The organism is Psychrobacter sp. PSi21 (assembly GCF_054960615.1).
Window position 1 is genome coordinate 1 of sequence record NZ_JBHNYR010000011.1, and the last position, 15,065, is coordinate 15,065.

The window sequence follows — 15,065 nt, forward strand, 5'->3', positions numbered from 1 at the left end:
ATAACGAAGCATTATCGAGTAATACCTACTTGGTCAAAACGTCTATCAAAATGACCATATTTCAGTATCTCATCGCCCCTAATTACGACATCGTTCTATTTAATAAACACCATATTTTGGAAAGTGGTCAACAATTTGCTCACGCATTGACATAGTTATAAAAGGTTCACTGCTGTAAACACAACATAAGTTACGTTTTATCAGCATAAATCACTTGGACAAAAAGCGGGGCGCTGTGTCACCATCTTGCTCGACATCACGATTATTGGGCATGTCATTATTAACGCATGCCATTGTTTCACTAAATAACGGTCTCTGATAGCTATCAGGAGACCCTTAGGACATTATTATGAACAAGATTATAAAAAAAACCTCAAACCTAAAAAAATCATTAGCAGTGGCGCTGAGTGTCGCCACCCTAAGCGCGGCGGCTATTCCAGTGAGCCAAGCGGCCATGACCAACACCGCCATGACAGCAACGGTCGCAGCAGCGCAAAGTAACATCAGCTTAGCGCAAGCGATGACGCTGGCCAATAAAACAGTAGCAGGCGACATCGTCAGTGTGGGGTTCGATCAAGAAGACCGTATGGAAAATAACCATTACGAGATCAGCATCATTGCCAATAACAACGAGCAAGACATCATCGTCAATGCCAATACAGGCAAAGTCATCAAAGATGAGATGGAGCGCTTAGATAGAGAGGACATGGCAGAATACAACACCATGAAGCAGGCCAAAATCAGCCTGTCGCAAGCCATCAATAGTGCCAATCAAACGCTAAACGGTACGGTGCTCGAAGCCGAGTTTGATATGGAGGCTGGCAGCCCTGTCTATAAAGTTGAGATTGGTAGCGGTAACCAAGTCCATGATGTCATGGTCGATAGCATGACGGGTAAGGTGCTAAGCAGCCATGTGGATCATGACGCTTAATCATCGGTAGCCCATATTGCGATGCCATTGCGCCACATGATAAGGCGCTATACAACATGGCACAAAATAACAAGACCCCAAACGACTGTTAGTGGTTTGGGGCTTTTTTATAGCGATAGGTCGTAGCTTGCAATATAGATCAGGTCAATCATGTGAGCTTAAGATAATAAATATCATCTTAAATCATCGGTGTGTACTGGACACAGCATTAGTGGCCAGCGCTTGGTTTTATATCTAACCGTTTTAAACTGGTCTCCATAGGAGTAAGTCACCTTTTCACCACTTGCTAAAATCTCCCCTTTGGTATTGATTTTATAATAGTCATTGACTGGTTCATTAGGTTCTGCATGGGCAAGCAGACTCCCAGAAGTCTGGATACGCAGCCATGCCGTGTCCTTTGTTGCCTGTGATAGCGACCACGTTTGGGTATATTTTGTTACCTGCTGGCGTTTGCTGCTGTCAGAATAGACGTTCTCAGTAATATAGTTGCTAGAATCGCCGATGCTCGCCAGTTTGGGGATAGTGGCATGCTGAGTGCCAATAGAGTAAAAACCATCACTGGTCGTAAAACCATAAAAAGTTAACGGCCTTAATGTAAAATAATCGATACCGACAAATTTACTCAAAGTTTTATCGTTAGCAGCACGCGTTCGAGTAAGCTGAGCGCCCATGACCCGCTTGCCGTCAAACTCGATGTGTCCGACAGGAGTAATGACATCTCGTAATCGCAGTTTTCCTCCTTGATAACACGCATACATTTTCCTATCGGCTGGTTTGGTAAAAATATTTACCATCGCTTGCTCAACAGGAAACTGGGTAACCACCTCATCATCCGCTGTGGCTGATATGTCCGTAGTGGCTGCCTGCGCTGTCAGTGCAACACCCGATATCACTAAACCTGCTAATAACTTCATACCGCTCCCTAAAATAAAAATAAACAAATGTTACACCATCTTCGATATATCTCATAACCAAATGCGCGCCAACGCAAGATATCCATCTCAGACCCTGCTATCATTACCCCACTATAAAAATCTGTTTTTTAAAGCATTTAGGACGCATCATGCCGAGCACCCAAATCAACCAAGACGACATCAATAAAGCCGTCTGGAACGCCTGCGATACCTTTCGCGGGGTCATCAGCGCCGACACGTACAAAGACTTTATTTTGACCATGCTGTTTTTAAAATACTTATCTGACGTTTATAAGGATGAGTACACCAAGCTCGTTGAGCAGTTCGGCGGCTCAGGTAACGAGAACCCCGAGCTGATCCACGCCATGATGGCAAAGCAGCGCTTTGTGTTGCCAGCAGGGGCGAGCTTTTGGGATTTATACGAGCAGCGCCATCAGCCGGGCAACGGTCAGCGCATTGACGAGGCGCTACACGCGATTGAAGAAGCCAACGGCACCAAGCTCAAAAACGTCTTTCAAGACATCAGCTTTAATACCGACAAGCTCGGTCAAGACAAACAAAAAAACGAGCTGCTGCGCCACCTGCTAGAAGACTTTGGCAAAGACATCTTGAACCTCTCCGCCGAGCGCGTGGGCAGCTTGGACGTGATTGGTAATGCTTACGAGTACCTCATCAAGCATTTTGCCGCCAGTAGTGGCGCGACCGCAGGCGAGTTTTACACCCCGCCTGAAGTCTCGACCCTGCTCGCCACCATCCTTGCGCCCACCGAAGGCGACGCCATCTGTGACCCTGCATGCGGCTCAGGCTCGCTACTGATTAAATGCGGCGCGATGATACGCAAAACCACAGGCACCAAAAAATACGCCCTCTACGGTCAAGAAGCCATCGGCTCGACATGGGCGCTCGCCAAGATGAACATGTTCCTCCACGGTGAGGACAACCACCGTATCGAGTGGGGCGACACCATCCGCAACCCGCTACTACTGGACGCGGAGGGCAAGCAGTTATTGCAGTTCGACGTGGTGACCGCCAACCCGCCGTTTTCATTGGATAAATGGGGGCATGACGATGCCAGCGACGACCCGTACGGGCGCTTTCATCGCGGTGTACCGCCCAAGACCAAGGGCGATTATGCCTTTATCAGTCATATGATTGAAACCCTCAAGCCTGCCTCTGCATCAAAACAAGGCGGCCGCATGGGCGTGGTCGTACCGCATGGCGTGCTGTTTCGCGCCTCCAGCGAAGGCAAAATCCGTGAGCAGCTCATTAGAGAAAACCTACTCGATGCGGTGATTGGTCTGCCCGAAAAGCTGTTTTTTGGTACAGGGATTCCAGCGGCTATTTTGCTGTTCAAGAAGAATAAAACTGATCCTGTCAGTGGCAAAACTGATGACTCTGTACTGTTTATCGATGCCAGTAATGCGTTTAAATCAGGTAAAAATCAAAACCAGCTCACCGACGACAATATTGCCAAAGTCATTGAGACCTATAAGGCGCGCCAAAGCGTCGATAAATACGCCTATCTCGCGAGCTTTGATGAAATCGCAGAAAACGACTTTAACCTTAATATCCCGCGCTATGTCGATACCTTTGAAGAAGAAGCGGAGATTGATCTGGAGGCGGTACGTGTTGAGCGTCTGTCGTTACAAGCTGAATTGGATCAATTAGAGATTGAGATGGCAGGGTTTTTACAGGAGTTGGGTTATGGTGCCTAAGGGGTGGAAGTCAGGCGTTATAGAGGACATAGCACAGGTTTCTTCTGGTGGTACTCCTAGCAGAAAAAAGGATTCTTATTGGGTCAATGGAACCATTCCTTGGGTAACGACTGCTGAAGTTAAGTTCAATGTAATTGCTGATACAGAGCAAAAAATTACTGAAGAAGGTCTTCAAAATTCATCGGCAAAATTATATCCAAAAGATACTATTTTAATGGCTATGTATGGTCAAGGGAAAACTCGTGGTCAAGTAGCTAAACTTGGAATTGAGGCTTCTACAAATCAGGCATGTGCTGCGCTACAGTTGAACGCAGGATTCAACGTAGATTATTATTATCAATATTTGACTAGCCAATATGAAAATATCAGAGAGCTAGCCAATAGTGGGGGTCAGCAAAATCTAAGCGGTGGAATCGTTAAAGAAATTCGAGTTCCGATTCCACCTCTCCCAGAACAACAAAAAATCGCCACTATCCTATCCACTTGGGACAAAGCGATTAGCACCACTGAGCGTTTGATTGACAACAGCACCCAGCAGAAAAAAGCCCTGATGCAGCAGCTCCTTACAGGCAAAAAGCGCTTGCTGGATGACAATGGGGAGAGGTTTGTGGGGGAGTGGGAAGAAGTGAAACAGGGAGACGTTGCTAAATTCTTCAACGGTCGAGCATATAAACAGAGTGAATGGGAAGAAAAAGGCACTCCAGTAATCAGGCTCCAAAATTTAACTGGACGAGGGTTAAATTATTACTACTCGACACTAACGCTTCCAGAACATCAGTATTGCAATAAAGGCGATCTGCTTTATATGTGGTCGGCAACATTTGGCCCTGCTATTTGGCAGGGAAATAAAGCGATATATCACTATCATATTTGGAAAGTTGAATGTAAAGCAGAGCTACTACATAAGATTTATATGTACTATCTACTGGATTATGAAACTCAAAGATTAATGAGCAAGACCAATGGAATGGGGCTTATGCACGTTACCAAAGGCACTATGGAAAATCAGCTCATTAGTTTACCTTCCTTTAAAGAACAACAAAAAATCGCCGCCGTGTTAACCAGCGCCGATAACGAAATCGAATTGCTTGAGCAGCAACTTGCCCACTTGCAGCAAGAGAAAAAAGCACTGATGCAAGTGCTATTGACAGGGAAAAAGCGGGTGGTGACTAATTAACCACAGCGCATGGCATGGTTCACATGCGCCTATAGCGAAACCTTTAGGCGCTCTTATGCAGACTGAAAAGATGCGCTAATATCGGCAGTGATTGGTATTTAGCAATGGCATCAAGCAACCACATTATATCTAAACAGCAAAACCACCACCGCCGCGCTGATCAGCACACTCAAAAAGATGTAGAATAAAATATTATCACTCGCTAGCGTCTTCTCCACCTCAGAATGCCCCAGCTTATCAAAGGTAATCATGTCTTTATTTAGACTGGCGTAATCAATGGTTTTTACCGACTCAATAAAATGATCAACGAACCAGTGCGGCCAGTGATGGGGTTTGAATGGCGATATATCACGTAGCTGCGTATGACTGGAGAATTTTTTCCAATTGCTATCGCTTAGATTGATACTGTGCATACGCCAGTCGGTAAAGCTATAACCGCTGATTTTTTTGGAAAACACCACATCCACATCTTTATGGTTTTTGTCTTTAAAAATTCTTCGCATCAAGGAGGAGACAACCTCTTTTGTGCCTTCTAGACATTGCAAAAAGCTGTCATTGTTGTTGCACAAAAAGCCCACGATCTTATTGTCCTTATTGTAAGACTCTGAGTGACGCTGTATGTGTTCAAACACCGAGTTGTCAGTGGTATTGACACCACTAACATAGATCAGTCTGATAAGTGCGTTGTCAGGGGTATCACTCATAGAGGCTTCTAGTCCGGCGTGGCTTTGTATATTTGTTCTGGTATGCATAGTAGCGGTTACTTCTTGTTTTTATGGACATTATGAGTGCTATTATAAAAGATTTTTAGCTATTTATTGAACCCTAGCGTATGAGAAATATCATGAGACGTCCATATTTAGGGACAGGGCAAGGCAACCAGCCCCACAAGGGCTAACAATCACTCATGCGCTCAGTCACTGGTATAACATGAGGCATGATGGACGACTGTCAGTTGGTTATGATGATAGGAGATTTTAGGCCGTGCACGTCATTCCACCATTAAGGATCATTATTTTTGCAAATCAAACATAAGCCCTCAAAACTAACCGCGCTGTGGCTCTTAAAATTCTTTGTGCCGCCTTTGATGGGCGCTATTTTTTTGGTGGTCGTCTATGCTGTCGTATCCTCTGATGTGTTTTTTATGGGTTATGTGGGGCTACCCTTTAGCCTCAGCGGTACTATAAAGCGATTCACAAATACCTTATATACCTTTTATGCGTACTATTTACTGGCTTATCTCGTGTTTTTTTTGTACCTGATTATCGTAGAAAAAATAAACAAACTGAGCGTGCTGGTGGTCATGGTGAGTGGTTTTTTATATGGACTGATACCGCTCTTCTTCCCTGTGAACCAACAAGACACCGTGAGCATCATGATCTGTTTGGTGATCGCTGTCAGCGGCGTGATATGTGCAGCTTGCTACTACTATTTGGATAACAAGTTTAGACGTTTGTTTTTGGTCAAACGCTAGCGGCACCCAGCGATTGTCATTGTGTGAGATGACCGCCATGCGACGCCCTGTGGGTAACGCGTATTTTGGCGGGTTTTTGCATTGGCTCACCAGACTGGCAGATTAAGATAAGGCCAAAGTGAGTTGCTGTTATACTGGCTATCATAAAATTTACAGAGACACGTCATACAATCGTGGATGAGAAAAATGGAAATACAAAAGCTACAGCTTACCCATCTAGGACGGTTTGAGAACCTAGCGGTGGACTTTGCGCCGACTGAAGATAATCCGTCCAATGTGACGGTGTTTATTGGTAATAATGGTGCTGGTAAGACATCAATATTGAATGCATTAGCAACGTCATTAAGCTGGTTTGTTGCTCGGTTACGTACGGAAAAAGGTAGTGGTACACCCATTGATGAGTTAAATATTATCAATAACGCGCCAGCCGCGAGTATTTCATTACAGCTGTGTGATGATATTCAAGCGAACAGCAAAGCAGCGGCTTCATCGTATCAATGGACACTCGTGAAAACTCGAAAAGGGCGTAAAAGTGATCGTGCCAGTAACTTGAGCGAGCTTTCGAAGCTGGTAGATAAGTATCGTCAGCAACTTACCGAGCATGATGGGGCCAGCCTGCCTTTGATTGCGTATTATCCCGTTGAGCGCTCAGTATTGGACATTCCGTTAAAAATTAAGAACAAGCACAACTTTGAGCAGATAGATGGCTATGACAGTGCGCTCAACCAAGGCGTAGACTTTCGGCGGTTTTTTGAATGGTTTCGTGAGCGTGAAGATATTGAGAATGAGGAGCAAAGTAGACGATTTGAATTAATTTTTAATGAAGGTTTTAACGAATGGATAGATATAGATAATTTCGTCAATGGCTACGAAGATGAGACTGATAATTTAGATAAGAAGGATGTGAAATCTGTTTTGCAGGAGTTTGAACGTATAAATAAAATAGCGAGCTATCTAAAGAAAACAGAAGGTAAGTATCAAGACAAACAACTAAACGCAGTGAGAACCGCCATCACCGCGTTTATGCCTGATCTCAGCAACATTCGCGTACAGCGTAAGCCGCGTCTTCATATGGCAGTCGATAAACATGGTCAATCGCTAAACGTATTACAGCTCTCGCAAGGGGAAAAGTCGTTGATGGCGTTGGTGGGTGATATTGCTCGGCGATTGGCAATGATGAACCCTGAATTGGATGATCCGCTGCAAGGGGATGGTATTATTCTAATAGATGAAGTCGATATGCATTTGCATCCCAGTTGGCAGCGCAATCTGGTGCAGCGCTTTACCGATACGTTTCCTAAGTGCCAGATAGTGTTAACCACACATTCACCTCTAGTTATTAGCGACCAAAAAGACATTTTGGTTTATCTGCTAAGTGATGGTGAGATTGGTGCCTTGCCACCTTTATATGGTGCGGACGTTAACACTGTATTGCTAGAGGCAATGGACACGGACGTTCGTAATCCTGATATTAATGATAAGCTTAATGACTTATTAGATGCCATACAAGATAATGACATTGCTACTGCTAAGACGTTATTAGAGACTTTAGAGCAGGAGTTGCCATCAGGCAATATGGAACTTGCCAAAGCAAGATTGCTGCTTCGTAAAAAGGAGCTGCAACTTGCGAAAAATAACTAAGCAAGCAGGTGTCGAGCCACAAAGCCTGACCCGTTGGAAGCGCGCCAACCCTAAAGGCAATTATAACGATTTGACTAAAGTAGAAAGAGAAGATATTCGATCTGCTTGCACAATAGAGCAGTTTTATCTGTACGCTTATTGCTGCAAGCGCATTTCAGGAAATGGCAAAGACTGTATGAATGAGCATGTCTTAGCCAGACGAATTGCACCGAATCGAAGCTTGGATTACACCAATATTGTTGCCAGTTGCACAACACCCAAGCAGTGCGATGATGCACATGGTTCGCAGTCATTACCGCTGACCCCTTTTGATAGTGAATGTGAAACAGATATTAGGTTCAAATTAAGCGGTAGAGTTGAGGGGATGACGGCTGATGCCGAAGAAACCATTCGTGTATTAAATTTGGGCAATACCAATAAATCTTTGGTTGAACAAAGAAAACAATTTGTACTGGCTCTTTTGTTGGGACAAGGGGTTGATCCAGATGATGTTGTAGACGATAGCGATTTGATCCAAATGATCATTGATGATTTGTCTGAACCAAAAAACGGTCAGCTTGAAGCTTTCGCACCAATTGCCATCAATGTTTTGCGTCAATGGGTAGCGTGATTGCTGGAAATACCACAGCGCTAATCGTGAGCCTAAGTTGTATCTCTAAGACAATCTAAGACAAACGTAATAAGTATAAATATCTTTAATATCAAAACCATCATGTTTTTTAAACAGCATGGCGGGTTTTTATTGTCTTTTTTACGGTCGTATCCGCTACAATCAATAAAACGCAACAACCAAACAAACGCTATGTATAAGGCGGCAGATATGACCGACTCCAACCCCAGTATCAACTTCGCCGAAGAATTCAGCGCAAAAATCCCCGCCTTAACCTTGCTCACCGCGCTGGGCTATGAGTTTATCCCGCCAAGCCAATGCCATGCGATGCGTACCAAACGCGCTGCAAGTAAGACCAATCATAAAGCGAGCAATCAGGTGATGCTCCTGCCCGTTATGCGTGCGTTTTTGGCGCAGCAAACCTTTATATTTGAGGGGCAGGCGCATCATCTATCAGACAATGCCATTGACAAGATCATGCACACCCTAACCCCTGCGATGAACCTTGGGTTACAGGCGGCAAATGAGGCACTGTATAACGCCATGCTCTATGGCGTGACCGTCACCGAGTTTATCAATGGCAAAAAGACCGCGCAGACCATCGCCCTGATAGATTGGCACACTATCGACAACAACGCCTTTCACGTCACCGAAGAGCTGGTGGTACAAAACAGCGAGGGCACAGGCAACATCATTCCCGATATCGTCTGCTTTGTGAATGGTCTGCCACTGGCTATCATTGAGGCCAAGCGCCCTGATAGCAGCAAATCAGGGCAGTCCACCACTCGCCAAGCCGTCTCGCAGCACATCCGCAATCAAGATCAAAAACAGATCCCGCACCTGTTTGCCTACAGTCAGCTGCTGCTCGCGGTCAATGGTCATGATGGCTTATACGGCACCTGCGGCACGCCTGACAAGTTTTGGGCAACATGGGTGGAGGAAGACATCACCGAGCCTGAGTTTGCCCATCTTAAAAACCAGCCGCTCAGCGATGCGCAGGTTGAGCGTTTATTTGCCCATCGTCCAGCCGCGACAAAGGCATACTATCTATCATTGGTCGCAGGCGGGGCGCGGCAAGTGACCGACCAAGACCGCTTGATTATCAGCCTCTTGCAGCCTGAGCGCTTGCTGGAGATGACGCGGCTGTTTACCTTGTTTGACAAAAAGGTGGGCAAAATCGTCGCCCGTTATCAGCAAGTTTTTGGTATCAAGGCCTTGATTGAGCGCATCAGTACGGTCAATGATAAGGGCAGCCGTGAGGGCGGGGTGATCTGGCACACCACAGGCAGCGGCAAGTCCTTTACCATGGTGTTTTTTTCCAAGGCGCTGATTTGGCTAGAAGAACTGGCAAAATGCCGCGTTATTGTCGTCACCGACCGCGTGGACTTAGAAACCCAGCTTAGCCAAACCTTTGCCTCAGGCGGTGTATTGTCTGATCGTGATAAATCAGACGCCATGGCAACCTCAGGCCGCCGCTTAGCGCAGCAGATTGGGCATGGTAACGAGCGCGTTATCTTCTCGATTATTAATAAGTTTGGCTCAGCGGTGCAGTATGACGAATGCTATAACGACAGCCCAAACATCATCGTCATGGTCGATGAAGGTCACCGCAGCCAAAACGGTGAAAACAATATACGCATGGCGCAAGCGCTGCCAAACGCTGCCTTTGTCGCCTTTACGGGTACGCCGCTGCTCAAGGACGACAAGACCGAAAACAAATTTGGCAGCATCATCCACTCCTACACCATGCAGCAAGCGGTCAAAGACAAAACGGTCACGCCACTGTTATACGAGGAGCGCATCCCTGAGCTGAACACCAATGATCAGGCTATCGATGCGTGGTTTGATCGCATCACCCAACCGCTGACCTTGGAGCAAAAAAATGATCTCAAACGTAAGTTTTCCCAAAAAGGGCAAATCTATCAGGTGGAAGGGCGTATCGAGCTGATCGCTCATGATATCTCGGATCACTTTCAAAATTTCAAACAGCAGCATCTCAAAGGGCAGCTGGCGTGTGACTCCAAAGCCTCAGCCATCCGCTATAAAATGGCACTCGATAAGATCGGTAAAGTGACCTCCGTGGTTGCCATGTCCGCGCCCGATACCCGCGAAGGACACGACACCGTCGATAGCGAATCCAAAGATATGGTACAAAACTGGTGGCAAGCGCATGTTGCCAAAGACTATGGCGGTGATGAAAAAGCGTATACCAAAGCCATTGTTACCGACTTTGGCACAGATACGGGCCCCGATATCATGATCGTCGTCGATAAATTATTAACAGGCTTTGATGAACCCAAAAACACCGTCCTGTATATCGATAAGCCCTTAAAGCAGCACAATCTGATTCAGGCGATAGCGCGGGTCAACCGCCTGCATGAGCACAAACGCTTTGGTTATCTGATTGACTATCGCGGCATCCTAAAAGAGCTGGACATCACCATTGAGAAATACCAAGACTTAGCCGAGCGCACACAAGGTGGCTTTGATATTGATGATTTAAGCGGTCTGTATCATGCGATGGATACTGAGTATAAGCAGCTGCCCCGACTGCACAGCGCGCTGTGGGCGATATTTTCATCAGTGAAAAATAAGCAAGACGGACAAGCATTGCGTCAAGTGCTTACGCCCAAGATGCAGGAGATCGATGGTAGGGTCATCGATACCAACCTTAAGGCGCGGGACGACTTTTATGCCGCGTTGACGGCCTTTGCCAACGCCATGAAAGTGGCACTACAATCGGCGTCTTACTTTGAAGATACCTCTTTTGCTAACAAGCGTGACCGCTACAAGCAAGACCTCAAAGCCTTTATCAATCTACGCAAGCAAGTGCGCGAAGATGCGAGCGAAACCATCGATTATGATGAATACGAAGCGGACATTCGCAGCCTACTTGATAAGCACATTGCAGGGCTGGAAGTACGCGAGGCCAAAGGCGTGTATCTGGTCGATAATCTCGGCAAAAACGCTAAGCCTGACAAGATGAGCGACGATGAAGCGCGCAACCAAACTGATAAAATCACAGGCCGCGTCACCAGAATGATCGAACAGGACTTGGCAGATGACCCTTATGCGCAGGCATATTTTTCCAAACTGCTCAAGCAAGCGATTGCTGATGCCAAGGCGATGTTTGATGCGCCCGTCAAGCAGTACATGATGTTTGCGCACTTTGAGCAGACAGTCAAAGATCGCGTCATCAAAGATGTGCCAAATGCCTTTGTCGATGACAAGGGCGTCTTTAACAAACACGCGCAGGCGTATTTTGGCTTGTTTAAGCACTTATTTGCTGCTGATGTGTTGGCAGAAAATGGCCTCGATGAAGAGAGGCTGATTGATTATGCCTTTAAAATTGACCGCATTGTGACCAAATCTGTAGCCGAGTATTCCATCAATCCTGCGGAGATTGAAAACGATATCAACCGGCAACTGCTGCCCTTACTATTTGCCGATTTAGGCGTGGCGCGTGCGCAGCAGCTGATAGAAGCGGTGCTCAAGATTACCCGCTTGGGACTATCAAGAGCGAGCCGCACCAACACGGTCACAGGGTAGCGGGTGATGACAGAGCGCGGCGTACTGTACTACGGTCCAGACAAAATCGGCTATGACATCGTGCGGCGGGATACTGCTAGCACCAAGCAAAGCCAACCGCGCAAAGTGCTGATCAAGGTGCATCCTGACCAGCGCGTGGTGGCGACTGCGCCGATGGATGCCAGCACTGATATGATTCATGAGGCGATGACAAAGCGGGCGCGCTGGATATGGCACAACCTGCAAGCCTTTGCCAAACAAAATCATGAGGTATTGCCCAGACGCTATGTCAGCGGTGAGACTCAGTTTTATCTGGGTCGGCGCTATGTGTTAAAAGTGATAGCAGATACAAAAACCAGCGATAAAATAAACAGTACGGTGAAGCTCAGTCAAGGTAAGTTAAACGTAGAATTGTCTGAAAGTGATTCTACATTAAATCTTGAAGAACGAACTGCTCTTGTGAAAAGCCTCATTGATGAATGGTATAAAAATAAAGCCAAGCTTATACTTGCAGAACGCCTAGAAGCGGTATTACCTAAAGCAGCATGGGTAATTGATACACCAGATTTCAGGCTATTAGTTATGAAGAAGCAGTGGGGTAGCTGCTCTACTAAAGGCAATCTAATACTTAATCCGCACTTAGTAAAAGCACCTAAAGAATGCATTGATTACGTCATCCTGCATGAGCTGTGTCACATCGCCGAGCACAATCATAGCGAGCGCTTTTGGCGCTTATTGACCCAAGTTATGCCCGAGCACAAAAGCATCAAGCGGCGTCTGGACAGTATGGCAGAGCTGTATTTGAATGCATAAAATTAGTAGATAACGACTGAGTGTAGACAATTTGAGACTGTTTTTTTGGAAAACTATCCAATGAGAAGTAAAGTGAAGAAAGTACCATCAACACAAAAGATGCCCATTTATACCAAAATGGCGATGGCATTTTTGCTCATCTGCGGCGGCCTCTATCTGTTTCAGCCAGCTATGTTTCGTGACGGATTTTTCCCCCTAGCGGTGGGTGTGGTGTTACTCTTAACCAGTATGATTCATATCGTAAGCAAGCGTCACTATGACATGGTTATCTTATTGGTCGGTATATACTTTTGCATAGAGGGTATACATACTTTTTTTGCGCTTGAGATTCCCTATAGGCATGTCATCACGATAGCCCTACTGGTTCCTGTCGTCTTTTTGAGTGCGAGGTCATTCATCAGGTCATTAACAAAAATGTGACAGCTGCCGTGTGCTGTTTCATTTTTAAATGAGGATAGTTGGCGTGAAGCGATGACGTCAATACCTTAACTATAGAGCAAATCATCGAGAAAATAGCAGACATAAAAAAAACGCTAGACGCGTTATTTATAAAGGGATTAAGGGGTATTTGGGACAGGGTAGGACAAGATAGGAAAACTAGGCTTTTATAAGATTGGCGGTGAAGGAGGGATTCGAACCCTCGATACGCGATTAACGTATACACACTTTCCAGGCGTGCGGTTTCAGCCACTCACCCACTTCACCGTTTTAAGACGGCCTAGTATAGCCGATAACCAGCCAAAAGTCACGGCTTGAGCGCACGTTTTGTTTGCAAACGCACATCTTTTCTTATGGCGGGTAGGCTGCTACGATAGCCTGTGCACAGACCACCATGACCACACTGAGAGATGATATGACAAATCCCCACGCCGAGCCATCTAGGCCATTGATGGCCCCGCGCCCGCTGATCATCAAATGGGTCATCGGCGCGGCGATACTCGCGCTGTTTTCTCTTTCTGTGCCCGCGCATGCTGATACGTTAAGTGATTGCAGCGATTCCTTTTATAGCGGAGTATATCCAGAATTTACCGACAGTAAACTCAAGACAGACAGTCAAGCACTCTGCTTTGATGGCTTTGCGGTCATGTATTCAAGTACGTCACGTACCCCGCTGTGGTCAGCTGAGTATTTGACCCGCAAACGTTTGGCACAAGCCGAGCAGATCGACCGTGACGACAGCTTTCATGAAGAAAGCCGCTTGCCAAAGTCAGCCCGCGCATCGCTATCAGACTACTCAGGCTCAGGATTTGATCGCGGCCACCTAGCGCCCAACGCTGATATGGCAACGCGCAGCCAGCAATACGACAGCTTCAGCCTTGCCAATATCGCCCCGCAGTCCCCGCGTAACAACCGCTATATCTGGCGCAATATCGAGTCCGCCACCCGCCACTTGACCGAGCAATACGGTGAGGTTTATACCGTGACGGGTGTGGCTTTTACTGATGCCAAAGTAACGCAGCTGGCAGATCGTGTTCTTGTACCCAGCCATTTTTATAAAGCCGTTTATATCCCAGCGCTGGGTCAAGCGGGCGTCTATTATGCGCCCAATGACGAATCAGAGCGCATAGAGGTCATCAGCGTGGATGAGCTGACCGACAGAATAGGCGTAGACGTGCTGCCCATATTGGATTACCAAACCAAAGCTGCCGCGCTAGGATTGCCATTAAGCGCAGGCGAAGAGATAACCGCCCCTGCGCCCGATGAGACGCCAGATTGGATGTACTTTATTGCTGCGCTTATTGACTGGTTGCTTGGTCAGCTACAAGCCTAACCTTGCGCGCAAGATGCCTGACTCACCGCTCTCATAAATAACACTTTTTATATCTACCCATAAACCTGTGTTGCACCAGCGGTAACGGTTTATCAAGGAGACCCGCATGATCGACCCCTTTGCTAACAATCACCAAAGCATGCAAATCGGCGAGTTGGTGATTGAAAACCAAACCGACAAAGTCATCATTTATGGCGATATTGATCTGCAGCGCGACGCTGGCGGCTACGAGCAAGCAAAGCAGCTGCAAACTCTGATGAATAAGATCGTTACGGCCTTTGAAACCAACGCCAGCTACAACAATACCATCGCAGAGTCAAAACCAAATAATGACTCTACAGATAATAAAATAAGCAATCCATTCTTGTAACTGGTTGATATTATTTTGAATTTAGCGTAATAATACACTATCAAAAAATTACTAAGCAGGCATTATGCGTTGCTTATAATAAGATAAACCATGCGTGGTTTTGCAGTGATCAGCAGACAGC

At 46.3% G+C, this 15,065-nt stretch carries 12 protein-coding genes and 1 tRNA gene; 10 read left to right on the plus strand and 3 right to left on the minus strand.

Going from position 1 to position 15,065, the window contains the following annotated elements; genetic code table 11:
- Nucleotides 1-349: 349 nt before the first annotated feature.
- A complete protein-coding gene (locus ACFI32_RS08835) occupies nucleotides 350-931 on the plus strand; it encodes a PepSY domain-containing protein (RefSeq protein ID WP_462626173.1) in 582 nt (193 codons plus the stop codon).
- Nucleotides 932-1,104: 173 nt separating this feature from the next.
- Here ACFI32_RS08835 and ACFI32_RS08840 read toward each other — a convergent pair whose 3' ends face one another.
- Nucleotides 1,105-1,845, minus strand: a complete 741-nt coding sequence (locus ACFI32_RS08840) for a hypothetical protein (RefSeq protein ID WP_462626174.1) — start codon at nucleotides 1,843-1,845, stop codon at nucleotides 1,105-1,107.
- Between the two features lie 149 nt (nucleotides 1,846-1,994).
- Here ACFI32_RS08840 and ACFI32_RS08845 point away from each other — a divergent pair, with 149 nt between their 5' ends.
- Nucleotides 1,995-3,560 carry a type I restriction-modification system subunit M gene (locus ACFI32_RS08845; protein ID WP_462626175.1) on the plus strand — a complete coding sequence of 522 codons (1,566 nt, stop codon included), beginning with the start codon at nucleotides 1,995-1,997 and terminating at the stop codon, nucleotides 3,558-3,560.
- A complete protein-coding gene (locus ACFI32_RS08850) occupies nucleotides 3,550-4,737 on the plus strand; it encodes a restriction endonuclease subunit S (protein ID WP_462626176.1) in 1,188 nt (395 codons plus the stop codon). Before ACFI32_RS08845 ends, ACFI32_RS08850 begins: the two co-directional genes overlap by 11 nt.
- 110 nt (nucleotides 4,738-4,847) lie before the next feature.
- Here the strand turns inward: ACFI32_RS08850 and ACFI32_RS08855 are convergent, their stop codons facing one another.
- Nucleotides 4,848-5,441 (minus strand): BLUF domain-containing protein, encoded by a 594-nt coding sequence (locus ACFI32_RS08855; protein ID WP_462626177.1) that lies wholly within the window; start codon nucleotides 5,439-5,441, stop codon nucleotides 4,848-4,850.
- A gap of 314 nt (nucleotides 5,442-5,755) precedes the next feature.
- Here ACFI32_RS08855 and ACFI32_RS08860 point away from each other — a divergent pair, with 314 nt between their 5' ends.
- The 5 genes from ACFI32_RS08860 to ACFI32_RS08880 all read left to right on the plus strand — a co-directional run bounded on the left by ACFI32_RS08860 (nucleotide 5,756) and on the right by ACFI32_RS08880 (nucleotide 12,803).
- Nucleotides 5,756-6,211 carry a hypothetical protein gene (locus tag ACFI32_RS08860; RefSeq protein WP_462626178.1) on the plus strand — a complete coding sequence of 152 codons (456 nt, stop codon included), beginning with the start codon at nucleotides 5,756-5,758 and terminating at the stop codon, nucleotides 6,209-6,211.
- A 186-nt stretch (nucleotides 6,212-6,397) separates the two neighbouring features.
- The gene (locus ACFI32_RS08865; protein ID WP_462626179.1) at nucleotides 6,398-7,852 is read left to right on the plus strand and encodes an AAA family ATPase; all 1,455 of its coding nucleotides are present in this window, start codon (nucleotides 6,398-6,400) and stop codon (nucleotides 7,850-7,852) included.
- Nucleotides 7,836-8,462 (plus strand): HNH endonuclease family protein, encoded by a 627-nt coding sequence (locus ACFI32_RS08870; protein ID WP_462626181.1) that lies wholly within the window; start codon nucleotides 7,836-7,838, stop codon nucleotides 8,460-8,462. Before ACFI32_RS08865 ends, ACFI32_RS08870 begins: the two co-directional genes overlap by 17 nt.
- A 210-nt stretch (nucleotides 8,463-8,672) precedes the next feature.
- Nucleotides 8,673-12,011: a type I restriction endonuclease subunit R gene (locus ACFI32_RS08875; protein WP_462626182.1), complete on the plus strand. Its 3,339-nt coding sequence runs from the start codon at nucleotides 8,673-8,675 to the stop codon at nucleotides 12,009-12,011.
- A 6-nt stretch (nucleotides 12,012-12,017) separates the two neighbouring features.
- Nucleotides 12,018-12,803 carry a M48 family metallopeptidase gene (locus ACFI32_RS08880; protein WP_462626183.1) on the plus strand — a complete coding sequence of 262 codons (786 nt, stop codon included), beginning with the start codon at nucleotides 12,018-12,020 and terminating at the stop codon, nucleotides 12,801-12,803.
- A 614-nt stretch (nucleotides 12,804-13,417) separates the two neighbouring features.
- Here the strand turns inward: ACFI32_RS08880 and ACFI32_RS08885 are convergent.
- A tRNA-Ser gene (locus ACFI32_RS08885) sits at nucleotides 13,418-13,508 on the minus strand.
- 148 nt (nucleotides 13,509-13,656) lie between these two features.
- On the opposite strand from ACFI32_RS08885, the gene ACFI32_RS08890 reads away from it, so the two are divergent.
- Together ACFI32_RS08890 and ACFI32_RS08895 are read left to right on the plus strand one after the other, a co-directional pair.
- The gene (locus ACFI32_RS08890; RefSeq protein ID WP_462626184.1) at nucleotides 13,657-14,574 is read left to right on the plus strand and encodes a DNA/RNA non-specific endonuclease; all 918 of its coding nucleotides are present in this window, start codon (nucleotides 13,657-13,659) and stop codon (nucleotides 14,572-14,574) included.
- A gap of 106 nt (nucleotides 14,575-14,680) precedes the next feature.
- On the plus strand, nucleotides 14,681-14,944 hold the full coding sequence (locus ACFI32_RS08895) for a hypothetical protein (RefSeq protein ID WP_462626185.1): 264 nt from the start codon (nucleotides 14,681-14,683) through the stop codon (nucleotides 14,942-14,944).
- The last annotated feature ends 121 nt before the right edge of the window (nucleotides 14,945-15,065 follow it).